Source organism: Pseudomonas sp. P39-UII1 (assembly GCF_039672635.1).
In the GTDB taxonomy this organism is placed as follows: domain Bacteria; phylum Pseudomonadota; class Gammaproteobacteria; order Pseudomonadales; family Pseudomonadaceae; genus Aquipseudomonas.
The window spans coordinates 72,332-85,734 of sequence record NZ_JBDFPP010000005.1 but is presented as its reverse complement, the minus strand read 5'-3'; the positions used below and the strand labels follow the sequence as shown (position 1 = coordinate 85,734).

Below are 13,403 nucleotides of genomic sequence, written 5' to 3'. Positions count from 1 at the left end.
CGGTAAGCATCCTGCTTTGCCTGGAAATGGGAATCGGGGACACGCTAAAGGATCGTGACCGGACGGTCTGACATGGGAAGCGGGGACAGGGGCGTGTCTTGGGGGGGGCGGAAGTGCTAGTCATGAGGTTTTTGGCGCATCGCGTAGCGCTTGGCTTGGGATCTTTAGGGCCCTTGAGATCGAGCGCCGCCCGCGCGGCGCATCGCGAAGCGCTTGGCTTGGGATCTATAGCGCCTTTGAGATCGAGCGCCGCCCGCGCGGCGCTTCGCGGGGCAAGCCCGCTCCCACATTTGTTGCAACGTGCCATGGCCTGTGAGGCCATAGTTGCCAGCCTTGTTGGCACGACGCGATCTCTCGGCTGGCGCTGCCGGCGCCCCACCAGTCTTCAGTCCTGCACCAAGGCGAACAACCATGGCCTGCCTGGAACGGCGCGTTGCAACAAATGTGGGAGCGGGCTTGCCCCGCGAAGCGCCGCGCGGGCGGCGCTCGATCTCAAGGGCGCTGAAGATCCCAAGGCAAGCGCTTCGCGAAGCGCCGCGCGGGCGGCGCTCGATCTCAGGGGCGCTAAAGATCTCAAGGCAAGCGCATCGCGATGCGCCGCGCGGGCGGCGCTCGATTTGTGCATCACCAACAAATCCAAGCCAGGCCTCCGGTAGCCCCAACTCTAATCTCCCCTAAATCCACAGCGAACACCCTCAAATCCGCCTGCGCTTGCCCAGGCTCGGGATGGTGGTCTGCGGTATCACCACCTCGACCTGCTCGCGTCGGGTGCTGGCCGCCAACCCGGCCAGGGTCGGCTGGCTGAACAAGGTGCGGGCATCGACATGCAACCCGGCCTGACGCATGCGCGCCACCAGGCTTACCGCCAGCAACGAATGGCCGCCCAGCTCGAAGAAGTTGTCCTCGCGACCCACCTGCTCGATCTTCAGCACTTGCGTCCAGATCGCCGCCAGCGCTGCCTCCAACTCGCCCTCCGGCGCCCGGTACTCACGGCTGATCACCGCCTCTTCACCGGGCGCCGGCAGCGCCTGGCGGTCGACTTTGCCGTTGGGGCTCAGCGGCAGTTGCGCCAGGGCGACAAATGCCTGCGGCACCATGTACTCGGGCATGCGCGCCAGCAGATGGCTGCGCAGCACTTGCAGGGCGGGCGCCGGGCTGGCGTCGCGGCAGGTGAAATAGGCCACCAGGCGTTCTTCGCGCATCAGCACCACGCTTTGCCCAATGGCCGGGTGCGCCACCAAGGCTGCTTCGATCTCACCCAGTTCGACCCGCAGCCCGCGCAGCTTGACCTGGAAATCGTTACGCCCGACAAAGTCGAGCTCGCCATCCTCACGGTAGCGCACCAGGTCGCCGGTGCGGTACAGGCGGTCGCCCGGGGCAAACGGGCTGGCGATGAAGCGCTCGGCCTGCAGCGTCGGTAGCCCCAGATAGCCACGGGCAACGCCAACGCCGCCAATGTGCAACTGCCCCACCGCGCCCAAGGGCACCGGGCGGTCGTGGGCATCGAGCACATACAGGCGGGTATTGGCGATGGGCCGGCCGATCGGTGGCGCCAGCGCGGGGAGCGGCTGATGGGCCTGCAGGGTCCAGGCGGTGCTGTCGACCGTCGCTTCGGTGGGGCCATACACGTTGTGCACGCGCACCTTGGGCAACCGCTCGCGCAGGCTGCGCAACAGCGCCAAGGTCAACTCGCCACCGCCACAGAAGATGTCGGTCAGGCTGGTGCAGCGCTCGACGCCCGGCTCTTCGAGAAACTGGTGCAGCAAGGCTGGGACGAACTTCATCGTGGTCACCTGCCGCGCCTGGATCAACTGCACCAGGTACGCAGGGTCGCGGTGGCCGTCGGGGCGCGCCAGTACCAGGCGCAAGCCGGCACACAACGGCCAGAACAGCTCCCAGACCGAGCCATCGAAACTGAACGGCGCGCGTTGCAGCAAGGCATCCCCAGGCTGCGGCGGACAGATCTGCGAGCCCCAGTGCATCAGGTTGCACAGGCCGCGGTGTTCGATCATCACGCCCTTGGGCGTACCGGTGGAGCCGGAGGTGTACATCACATAGGCCAATTGCCCAGGCCCCAGGCCCGCCACCTGCGGGTTTTCGGCGCTGCAGGCTGGCCAATCGTCGCGGTCCAGGTCCAGCACCGGCGCTGCAAGCGCATCGAACAGGCCCAGCGTAGCGCCATGCACCAGCACCACGGTGGGCGCGCTGTCTTCGAGCATGAAGCGCAGGCGCTCGGCTGGGTAGCCTGGGTCCAGCGGCACATAGGCGCCGCCGGCCTTGAGCACGCCGAGCAGCGCCAGCATCATCGACACGCCTCGCTCCACGCAGATGGCTACACGCGCATCGGGGCCAACGCCCAGGGCGATCAGGCGGTGGGCCAGGCGGTTGGCCTGGGCATTGAGCGTCTGGTAGTCGAGGCTGATGTCCTCGGCCTGCAAGGCAATGGCCAGCGGCGTGCGCCGCACCTGGGCCTCGAACAGCGCAGGCAGGGTGCTGCCCAACGGGCTTTGCCGGTCTTCGGTGTGGTTGAAGGTGTGCAACAGCTGCCGCAGTTCATCGGCGGGCACGCTGCAAAGGGTATTGAGCGGCTGGCTTTGCTGAAGGCCGTCGGCGAACTGGCGCAAGGTGGTCAGCAAATAGCCCAGCAACCGCGCTGCGCCGATCGCACGGGGTGCACGCAGGGTGAGTTGCAGCGTATCGCCCAGGTCATCCACGGTCAGCACCCTGCCGTGGCTCAGCACTTCGCTGGCCGCGATCAGCGCTACGCCGGGCAGCACCTGCCCTTGCGGCAGCGCACCCTGGCGGTAGTTGATCAGGCTTTCGAACAACGGCGTGGCGGCCGGCAGCCCGCTGCAACGCTGGGCCAGCAGCAAGGGCGCGTCTTCGTGCCCGAGCAAGGCGGCCAGGCGCGCGTGGGTCTGCGTCAATGCCTGGCCCAGCGGCTGGTCGCCCAGGCTGATGCGCAGCGGCAAACTGTTGATGAACATGCCCAGCGCACGGTCGGCGCCCTCACCGGCCATGGCCCGGCCCAGCAGCACGGTGCCGATCACCACCTCGTCACGGCCCGACAAGCTGCCGAGCACCTGGGCCCAGGCCAAATGCAGCACGCTGGCCAGGCTCACGCCGTGGGCACGGGCCCGAGTACGCAGCAGCTCGCTCAAGCCACCCTCCAGCGCCACGGCATGCGTCTGCAGGTCTTGCTCGTCAACCGCCACGGCGCCCAGCCCCGGCACGGGGGCCGGGGGCTCGACGCCAGCCAGCTGCTCACGGAAGTAAGCCTCATGGTGGGCCTGGCGCTCTGTCGCGCCGCTGAGCGCCACGTAGTTGCGGTAGGGCACCGGCAGCGGCATTTGCTCGCCCCGGCCCTGCATGAACGCGTCGAGTTCGCCGAACAGCACCTGCAATGAAACGGCATCGTTGACCAGGTGGTGGAAGCGCAGCAGGCCCAGCCAGCGGCCTTGCGCCGCGTCTTCGGCGCAGACCATTGCCATCATCGGCGCCTGACGCAAGTCCAGCGGCCGTTGTTGCGGGTCGTAGGCCTTGCGCAGCTGCGCCGCCACATCGCCGCCTTGCACTTCAGGCGCCCAGCGCTCGACGGGTAACGGCGCCTGGCGCCAGACCACTTGCTGCGGCTGCTCGAGGCCGTCCCAGGCCAGGCTGGTGCGCAGGATGTCATGGCGCTCGATCACCTGCTGCAGGGCATCGGTAAAGGCCTGCAGCTGCGCATGGCTGGCAAAGGCGAACAGGGCCTGCTGCTGATAGGGGTCCTGGGCATCGGTGACATGGTGGTACAGCAAACCCTGCTGCAACGGTGCCAGCGGGTAGATTTCCTGCACATTGCCAGCGCCACCCGGCACTGCCGCGACGATCCGATCGATAGCGGCCTGGTTGAGGTTGGCGAGCGTGAGCATGTCGGGGGTAATCTGTTGGCACCCCGCCAGCACGCCATTGCCCGGTACCGTTGCGGCTTCCCCCACCACTACCGCGGCAGCCAGGCTGGCCAGGGTCGACTGGCCGAACAGCACCTGCACGTCAGCCTGAAGGCCCTGCTGGCGCATGCGTTCGATCAGTTGCACCGCCAACAGCGAATGGCCGCCCAGTTCGAAGAAGTGGTCCTGGCGCCCTACCCGCTCGACCTGCAGCAGTTCGGCCCACAGCAGTGCCAGGCGCTGCTCGACCTCACCGATCGGCGCTTGGTGCTCGCGGCGCACCTTGGCTGCCTCGTCGGCGGCCGGCAGCGCGCGGCGGTCGAGTTTGCCGTTGGCGGTGAGCGGCCAGCTTGCGATGTTGATGTAGGCCGTTGGCAGCAAGGCGGCCGGTAGCCGCTCGCGCAGGTGCTCGTGCAGTTCACGGGGTGCCACCGCCGCCTCGGCAATGAACCACGCCTGCAATTGGCCGTCGCGCAGCAGCACCACGCACTCGCGCACCGCAGCATGACTGGCCAACGCCGCTTCGATTTCCGCCAGTTCCACCCGCACACCGCGGACCTTCACCTGGTCGTCATTGCGCCCCAGGTATTCCAGCGTGCCGTCGGCCAACCAGCGCACCAGATCGCCGGTGCGGTACAGGCGAGCGCCGGGGCAGAACGGGTCGTCGAGGAAGCGTTCGGCGGTCAGTTCGGGCCGGTTCAGGTAGCCACGGGCTACGCCGCTGCCGCCGATATACAGCTCACCCACCGCGCCAATCGGCAGCAGCTGGCGATGCTCGTCCAGCACATGCAGGCGAGTGTTGGCCACCGGGCCACCGATATGCAGTGGCCGGCCCGCCTCGACCAGGCCGGAGGTCGCTACCACCGTGGCCTCGGTGGGGCCGTAGTTGTTGATGACCCGGTAGCGGCGCTCGCGCGCCAGGCGGCGCAGGCGGTCGCCGCCGATCAGCAGGGTCTGCAAGGTTGGGTGCAGTACGCCCTGGGCAAAGGCATGTTCGGCCACCGGGGTAGGCAGGAAACTTACGTCCAGCGGTTGGTCGCGCCACCACTGCAGCAAGGCGTCGATATTCTCGGCGCCGTCGCGCACCGGTGCCAGATGCAGCGTGGCGCCGCTGCACAGCGCCGGCCAGACTTCCCAGGCCATGGCATCGAAGCCGAAACCGGCGAGGCTCGACTGGTGCCGGCCTGGCCCCAGGTCGAAACTGGCGCAGTGCCAATCGACCAGGTTGGCCAGCATCCTGTGTTCGACCATGACCCCTTTGGGCAGCCCGGTGGAGCCGGAGGTGTAGATGACATAGACCAGGTGGCTGGCTGCGAGCTGGGCGACGGCGGGCGCATCACCCGTTGCCCCGGCCCATGACAAGCGGTCCAGCTCGACCTGTGGCCGGCCGTGGGCGGGCAGGCGGTCACGCAAGTGCGAGAGGGTCAGCACCACCCGCGGCGCGCTGTCGTCCAGCAGGTAGGCCAGGCGCTCCTGCGGGTGAGCGGGGTCGATCGGTACATACGCAGCCCCGGCCTTGAGAACGGCCAGCAGGCCAACCAGGGTATCCAGGCCACGCTGGGCGACCACCGCGACCCGCTGGTCGGGCCCTGCGCCCATGCCGATGAGGTGTTTTGCCAGATGGTTGGCACGCCGGTCGAGCTCGGCGTAGGTCAGGCTATTACCTTCGTGTAGCGCGGCGATGGCCTGCGGCCGGGCCCTGGCCTGGGCTTCGATGCGGCGGTGGATCAGCATCTCGCCCTGCTGCCTGGCCACCGCCGAATCGTTCCACTGCTGCAGTTGTGCCTGCTCGCTGGCGGTCGGCAGGTGCAAGGCGCCAATGCTCGATTCAGGCTGCTGTAACCCTTGCTCGAGCACATGCAGCAGCCGGGTAGCCAGCGCGTCGACTTCGTCGGCACTGAACCACGCTCGGCTGTACACCAGGTGCAGGCAGGCTTGGTCGCTGTAGCTGTTGCTGCGCAGGTGCACGCTTAGCGGCGTCGGCTCGTGGCTGTTGCAGACCATCACCGTATGGCCGCTGACCTCACCGAAGCGCAGGTCGTTGCTGTCCTCCTCGAACGACACCATCAGCTCGAACAGTTGCGGCCGCTCTTCGCGCAGCGCACCCAGCGCCCGGTTCAGTTCGCTCAAGGCGAAACGCTGGTGGCGAAAATCCTGCTTGAGTGCGTCACGTATGCCCTGCACCAGTTCAGCGAACGAACGGCTGCGACCAAAATCCATACGCAATGCACTGACCTGGGTGAACAGCCCCATGGTCGATTTGAACCGTGCGTTGCCACGGTTGCGCACTGGCAGGCCGACCACCCACTCGTCGCGTTGCCAGGTGCGCGCGCAGCACACATGCATCGCCGCCAGCAGTACATGGAACGCCGAAGCCTGCAGGTCTGTTGCCAGCTGCCGCATCCGCGCCAGCAGGCCGGCATCGAAAGGTTGCTCAAGGGCGGCACTCGGCTCGCCGGCCTGTACCGCGCCACGTTCACGCGGTACCAGTAAGGCGTCGGGGAGTTGGGTGAATTTGCCCAGCCAGTAGTCGCGGTCACGGCCATGACGGGGCGATGCCTGATACTGGGCGTCGTCGTCGATGAATTCCCGGTAGGACGGCCCCGTGGCAGGCAAAGGCAGGCCCTGCCCCAGCAGGCCATAGCAGTCGGCGAGCTGCTTGAACCACAGGTCAACGCCCCAGCCGTCGAGGATCAGGTGGTGCGCCTGCAGGGCGAGCAGGTAGCGCTGATCTTCCAGCCTGACCAACTGCGCGGCCCACAGGGCGCCGCCATCCAAGGCAAAGACCTTTTGCATCTGGGCGCTGAGCAGGCGCCGGGCGGCGCCAAACGGGTCGTCGCTGGCGCGCAGATCGTGCTCGGGCAAGCCCACCGCCAGGTCTTCGGCAAAGCGCTGGCGGGGTACACCCTGCCCGGGCACCAGCACCGTACGCAGCCCGTCGTGCAACGCCACCAGGTGCGCCAGGGCCGCGCGCAGACGTTCGACGTCAACAGCACCACCCAGCTCGACGTAAGCGCCTATGTTGTAAAGCGGCGAGTCGCCGTGGCTGATCTGGTCCAGCCAGATGTCGCGCTGGGCAACGGTCAGGGCAAAGGTTTGGGCGGCAGGCATGAGGGCTCAGGTCCTTCTGATTGATCATCCGCGGATTCAAGCATCGCCACCCCACCCTGTATGGCCCCTTAAACCCGGACAATCCCGGTGGCCGTCCACGGCGGCTTAAATATCTGTAGGAGATTGGCCATAACTAGCTGCCCCTGATGGCCTACGCCCAGCTGCATAGTGCGGGATCAGCCGCGAACCGACAGGCTTATGACGTCAATTCGCTGGCTGCTGGCCGCAACGCGTGCTGCGGCGCCGCATTCATGCCTACATTGCAAGCAGCCATTACTGGCATTTTCTGTCCCGGTTTCCCGCTACAGACGCAGCAATCCGGGCACGCTTGAATACCGCTATCACCCGCTTGCCACCCGGAGACTCGACTGCGAGACCACCCGCCGTAACGCTTTGAATCAAGGACGACAACGCTATGAAGCTGACCGCCAGCCTCGACTACCGCCCCGACCCTCAGCTGTATCTGCAACTGGGCGAGCTGATCGCCAGCAGCGGCGCCGATGACTTCGCCGAGCAGATGTATCGCCTGGTCGATGCCCAGGTGCCGGTCCACAGGCTCGACCTCAGCGAATGGACCCTCGACCCGCGCCAGGCCAGTGTCAGCCGGATCAAGCTGCTGGGCAGCGCCGGGCCTGAGCAACCGCAGGCTGTGGATACCGTGCGCCACCCGCTGCTGCAAAGCATCATGCAGATGAAGGACCCACTGCTGATCGAATTCAAGGCCCCCCTGAACGCCTGCCACAGTGCCCACCAGTGCAACCTGGTTTCGCGCAGCGGCGACCGCCGCTGGGTCATCTGTTTCCATCGCCTGCCCAGCCAGCGGCCCTTCAGCCTGAGTGAGCTGTCGCAGCTCAAGAGCCTCTCCGACACCCTGCTGCCGTTGGTGGAGCACCATGGCCAGCTGCTGGGCCAAGGCACGGCTCGCCGGGCCGGTACAGCCGCTTCGGCTGTGGACGCCGGCTCGCTGCGCCAATCCTTGACCGAACGCCTGGCGCAGGATGCCGTCAAGCTCTCGACCCGCGAGCAGGAAGTCTGCCTGGGCCTGCTGACAGGGGGCACCGTGCCCGAGATGGCGCAACGGCTGAATGTGAAGAACAGTTCGATCGAAACCTACCTCAAGCGCGCCACCGCCAAGCTGGGGGTCAGTGGCCGCCACGGCCTGGCGAAATGGATGGCGGGCGCCTGACTGTGCGAGAACCGGTAATGCCCCGACATGCCCTTACCCTGTGCGCTGTACTGCTGTGCGGCTGCTCCCTGGCGCCCGATTATCAACGCCCGGCGCCGCCGGTGGCCGAACAGTTCCCGCAAGGGCCGGCTTACCAGGGCGATGCGCTGGCACGCCAGCCTGCGCAGGACTGGCGCCAGGTGTTCCAGGACCCTGTACTGCGCCAGTTGATCGACGCTGCCCTGGCCAACAACCGTGACTTGCGCACCGCAGCGCTGAATGTGGAGGCCTATCGCGCCCAGTACCGCATCCAGCGTGCCGACCTGCTGCCCAAGGTGTCCGCCGACGCCCAAGGTACGCGCCAGTACCTGCCGCGCAGCATGACCGGCACTGACCAGGGCGTGATCTCCTCGACCTATGCGGCAACCTTGGGCGTCAGCGCCTACGAGCTGGACCTGTTCGGCCGGGTGCGCAGCCTCAGCGACCAGGCGCTGCTCACCTACCTGGCCAGCGATCAGGCGCGGAGCAGTACGCAATTGAGCCTGGTGGCGAGTGTTGCCAACGTTTACCTGACCTGGCGTGCCGACCAGGAACTGCTCGCGCTCTCCCTGGAAACCCTGGCTGCGGACGAACGCAGCCTGCGCCTGACCAGCAACCAGCGCCGCGCAGGCACGGTGTCGGCGCTGGACCAGATCCAGGCACGCACCAGTGTCGACAGCACCCGTGCTGCGGTGGCGCGCTACAAGCGCCAGGTGGCCGAAGACCTTAACCAGTTGACCTTGCTGGTGGGCGCACCGGTGGCCGCTGACCTGGCCGCCCTGCCCCTGGGCGACGAACAGATCGCGGGCTTGCCGGCTGGCCTGCCCTCCGACCTGCTGCGCCGCCGCCCGGACATCGTGCAGGCCGAGTACCAGCTGCGCGCGGCCAATGCCAATATCGGCGCAGCGCGGGCAGCGTTCTTCCCGAGCATCAGCCTGACCGCCAATGCCGGCAGCACCAGCCCGGAGCTGAACGGGCTGTTCGACGCAGGCTCCGGCACCTGGCTGTTCCAACCGCAGATCAGCTTGCCGATTTTCACCGCCGGCAGCCTGCGCGCCAGCCTCGACTACGCGCAGTTGCAAAAGGACATCCAGGTGGCCCAGTACGAAAAGGCCATCCAGAGCGCCTTTCAGGAAGTGGCTGACGGGCTGGCGGCGCGGGCCACCTACCAGCGGCAGTTGCAGGCGCAGCGCGACCTGGTGGCGTCCAACCAGCGTTATTACAACCTGGCCGAACACCGCTACCGCATTGGCGTAGACAGCAGCCTGACGTTCCTCGATGCACAACGCTCGCTGTTCACCGCCCAGCAGGGTTTGATCAGCGACCGACTGGCGCAGCTGGTGGCCGAGGTGAACCTGTATGCAGCGCTGGGCGGGGGGTGGCAGGAGGCTGGGGCACCTGGCAGGCAACTGTAGGCCGCAGCGCTTCCCCACAGGGGCTAGACTGAACAGACCAGATGGCATGAACCGGGGGGCTGCCCACACGTGGAGGTGTGCGATGAGCCAGTTCAAGCGTTTGTTAATCATGCTCGGCCCGCAGATGCGATACACGCCGGCGCTACAACGCGCGGCGGCGTTGGCCGAATCCAGTGGTGCATTGCTGGACATCAACGTGTTCGTCGACGATGTCGACACCTTCGGCCTGATGGGCGACGGCCGCGAACGCGAGCGATTGCTCGCCGACAACCGCCAATGGCTGGCCGACGCCACCGAGCAGTTGCGCACTGCCGGCCTGGATGTCTCCACCGAGTTGCTGCTGACCCGCGACCCGCTGGGCAGTGCCATCGAGCGTATCGAGCAGCTAGGCTGCGACCTGCTGGTCAAGGACGTGCAGCACGAACCGGTGCTCAAGCGCCTGCTGGTGACGCCGCTGGACTGGCAACTGCTCAAGGACAGCCCGGTGGCGGTGCACCTGGTCAGCGACATTCGCCTGCCACTGCCACGGCAGATCGCCGCAGCGGTCGACCTCAACAGCCACGGCGCTGGCGAACACCTGGACGAGCAGGTCATTCACTGCGCCCATGCCCTGGCGCTGCAATGCAACGGCGAGGTTCATCTGGTGCACGTGTGCGATGCGGCACGGACCCATATCGCCGATTTCGGCGCCGGCACAGTGACCATGCCCGGCTTTGATGGCAGTGTGCGCACCTCGCAGCGGGCGGCGTTCAACCGGCTGGGTGACCACCATCAGGTCCCGCTGGAACGTCGACATTTTCTTGAAGGGCCGGCGATACGCGCGATTGCGCAGTTTGTCAGCCACAGCAGGATGGATGTGATCGTGATGGGTAGCCACCGGCATGACGCCATGCAGACATTCCTTGGCGGGACTACTGCGCATGTGCTGGAACATCCGCTGTGCAATGTGTTGGCGATCAAAGGGGCTGGCTGAGGCATGTCTTGGCGTTTTTGCCGGTCATGAGATCGCGTAGCGCTTGCCTTGGGATCTTCAGCGCCCTCGAGACTGAGCGCCGCCCGCGCGGCGCATCGCGAAGCGCTTGCCTTGGGATCTTCAGCGCTCTTGAGATCGAGCGCCGCCCGCGCGGCGCTTCGCGAAGCGCTTGCCTTGGGATTTTTAGCGCCCTTGAGATCGAGCGCCGCCCGCGCGGCGCTTCGCGGGGCAAGCCCGCTCCCACATTTGTTGCAACGTGCCATGGCCTGTGAGGCCATAGTTGTCAGCCTTGGTAGCATGACGCGATTTTTCCGTTGGTGCTGCCGGCGCCCCACCTGTCCTCAGCCATGCACCAGGGCGAACAACCATGGCCTGACTGGAACGGCGCGTTGCAACAAATGTAGGAGCGGGCTTGCCCGCGATGCGCCGCGCGGGCGGCGCTCGATCTCAAGGGCGCTGAGGATCCTACGGCAAGCGCCTCGCGATCCCCCCACTATCCTCCAGGCCAGCCTCGCCCCCAACCTGGCACTCCAGCTCCATTTAAAAAGAATGCATTTGATAATGATTCGTAGTAGTTTCGCGGCGCTTCCTCCCCATCCCTAACGCCCTACTTCAGGATCGTACCGTCGATGCGTCGCACATTCGTTTCGCTTTGTGTGCTCCATGCTGTCTCCCCGCTGGCTTTCGCCGAGCCCGAACCGCTCAACGACCCCAGGCAGATCGAACTCCAGGCCCTGAGCATTACTGGCAGCGCCGACAGCGAGCGCGCCGATGGCCCAGTCGATGGCTACAAGGCCAACCGCTCGACCAGTGCCACCCGCACCGACACCGCCCTGCACGACACCCCGCAATCGATCAGCGTGGTGCCCAAGGATGTGCTCGAAGATACCGGTGCCACCCGCCTGCAGGACGGCCTGGACTACGCTGGCGGCGTCGGCCGCGCCAACAACTTTGGCGGCCAGGGCCTGACCACCTTCACCGTGCGCGGCTTCACCACCGGGGAGTTCTACCGCAACGGCTTCCCGATCAACCGGGGCTACCCCAACGCGCCTGACGCCAACAGCGTCGAACGCCTGGAAGTGATCCGCGGCCCGGCCACCAGCCTGTATGGCCGTGGCGACCCCGGCGGGACCTTCAACGTGGTCAGCAAGCAGCCGCTGGCCGACCCCAAGGTGACCCTCGGCAGCCAGTTCGACGACCAGGGCATGCACCGGGCCACCCTGGACGCCACCGGGCCGCTCAACCAGGACGGCTCGCTGGCATACCGGCTGAACGTGCTGGGGGAAGGCGGCGACAGCTTCCGTGACGATGTCGAGAGCGAACGCTACGACGTCGCGCCGGTACTCAGCTGGCAGGTCAACGACGCCACCAGGATCGTCTTCGAGGGCGATTTCATGCGCAACAACCACCCACTGGACCGCGGCCTCACTCGCCTGCCCGGCCAGCGCGGCACGGCGTCACGCGATACCAACATCTGGGAAAAAGGCAGCGACAACCTGCTGCACAACGATAACAACATGGCGCAGCTGCGCTTCGAGCACGCGCTGAACGATGACTGGACGCTCGGCGGCGGCATGCAATGGCTGGACGGCTCGCTCAAGGGCAACGCCGTCGAAGCCAACGGCTTGCAGGCGGACGGCCGCACCCTGGGTCGCAACTTCAACTACCGCAAGCTGGAGTGGACCGACCGCGATTACCAGCTCAACCTCACCGGCCACTTCGACGCGGGCGGCTTTGCCCACACCCTGCTGACCGGCATCGAGTACGAAGACTACGATTACAACTCGATCATCCAGCGCTCGGCCGCCGGCACCGGCGCCTACCCAATCGACATTTTCGACCCGGTGCAGGGCCAGGCGCGCCCTGCCCTCACCCGTACGACCACGCACGACAAGGAAAACCTCAAAACCTGGGCGGCCTTCATCCAGGACCAGGTCGCCCTGACCGATCGCCTCAAGGCCCTCGCCGGCGTGCGTTTCGAGCGCTACGAGCATGACTACGACAACAAGCTCAACACTGCGGGCGACTTCAGCAAGGGCGAGAACGGTGTGACCCCGCGGTTCGGCCTGCTCTACGACCTGACCGATACGCTGGCGGTGTACGCCAATACCGCGCGCTCGTTCAAGCCCAACAGTGGGGCCAGCCTGCAAGGCAGCGGCTTTGACCCGGAAAAGGGCAAGTCGTATGAACTGGGCGTGAAATGGGAGGCGCTGGACCGTCAGCTGAGTGTCGATGCCGCGATTTACCACATCGTCAAAGAGAACGTGTTGACCCGCGACCCGAATGACCCCAGCGGCACTTACAGCATCGCGGCCGGCGAAGTGCGCAGCCGCGGCCTGGACATCAACATTGCCGGCAACCTCACGCCGCAATGGCGTGTGATCGGTGGCTACGCGTATGTCGACGCCGAGGTCACCCAGGACAACACGGTGCCGACCGGCACGCGCCTGGCGAACATCCCGCGTAACAGCTTCAGCCTGCTGAACACTTACGAGTTCCAGGATGGCGTGGCCAAAGGGCTGGGCCTGGGTGTTGGGGTGAAGTACATCGATGACCGTGCCGGGCAGACCGCTGCGACCACCTACACCATGGAGCGTTACAGCGTCGTCGACCTGCTGAGCTTCTACAAGGTCAACGAGCACGTGCGGCTGAACCTGGATGTGAAGAACGTGTTCAACAAGGGCTATGACGAGGGGGCGTTCAATACCTACGTCTATCCGGGCGCGCCGCGTACGGTGCAGGCTGGGGTTTCCTACACCTTCTAAGCTGCC

Annotated in this window: 5 protein-coding genes; 4 read left to right on the top strand and 1 reads right to left on the bottom strand. The window is 66.2% G+C overall.

The genetic code is table 11. The features are described from left to right. Window positions 1–695 precede the first annotated feature (695 nt). Window positions 696–7,040: an amino acid adenylation domain-containing protein gene (locus tag ABEH27_RS09125; protein WP_346613262.1), complete on the bottom strand. Its 6,345-nt coding sequence runs from the start codon at window positions 7,038–7,040 to the stop codon at window positions 696–698. Window positions 7,041–7,455: 415 nt separating this feature from the next. Here ABEH27_RS09125 and ABEH27_RS09120 point away from each other — a divergent pair, with 415 nt between their 5' ends. The 4 genes from ABEH27_RS09120 (at window position 7,456) to ABEH27_RS09105 (ending at window position 13,397) form a co-directional block, all read left to right on the top strand. Then, window positions 7,456–8,226: a helix-turn-helix transcriptional regulator gene (locus ABEH27_RS09120; RefSeq protein WP_346613261.1), complete on the top strand. Its 771-nt coding sequence runs from the start codon at window positions 7,456–7,458 to the stop codon at window positions 8,224–8,226. Between the two features lie 17 nt (window positions 8,227–8,243). Beyond that, entirely contained in the window at window positions 8,244–9,659 is a 1,416-nt protein-coding gene (locus ABEH27_RS09115) for an efflux transporter outer membrane subunit (RefSeq protein WP_346613260.1), read from the top strand. A gap of 82 nt (window positions 9,660–9,741) precedes the next feature. Then, window positions 9,742–10,632, top strand: a complete 891-nt coding sequence (locus tag ABEH27_RS09110) for a universal stress protein (protein ID WP_346613259.1) — start codon at window positions 9,742–9,744, stop codon at window positions 10,630–10,632. 629 nt (window positions 10,633–11,261) lie between these two features. Next, window positions 11,262–13,397: a TonB-dependent siderophore receptor gene (locus ABEH27_RS09105; RefSeq protein ID WP_346613258.1), complete on the top strand. Its 2,136-nt coding sequence runs from the start codon at window positions 11,262–11,264 to the stop codon at window positions 13,395–13,397. The last annotated feature ends 6 nt before the right edge of the window (window positions 13,398–13,403 follow it).

Coding starts and splice junctions, on each gene's coding strand:
- ABEH27_RS09125 (WP_346613262.1), bottom strand. CDS start 7,040: ATGCCTGCCGCCCAAACCTTTGCCCTGACCGTTGCCCAGCGCGACATC.
- ABEH27_RS09120 (WP_346613261.1), top strand. CDS start 7,456: ATGAAGCTGACCGCCAGCCTCGACTACCGCCCCGACCCTCAGCTGTAT.
- ABEH27_RS09115 (WP_346613260.1), top strand. CDS start 8,244: ATGCCCCGACATGCCCTTACCCTGTGCGCTGTACTGCTGTGCGGCTGC.
- ABEH27_RS09110 (WP_346613259.1), top strand. CDS start 9,742: ATGAGCCAGTTCAAGCGTTTGTTAATCATGCTCGGCCCGCAGATGCGA.
- ABEH27_RS09105 (WP_346613258.1), top strand. CDS start 11,262: ATGCGTCGCACATTCGTTTCGCTTTGTGTGCTCCATGCTGTCTCCCCG.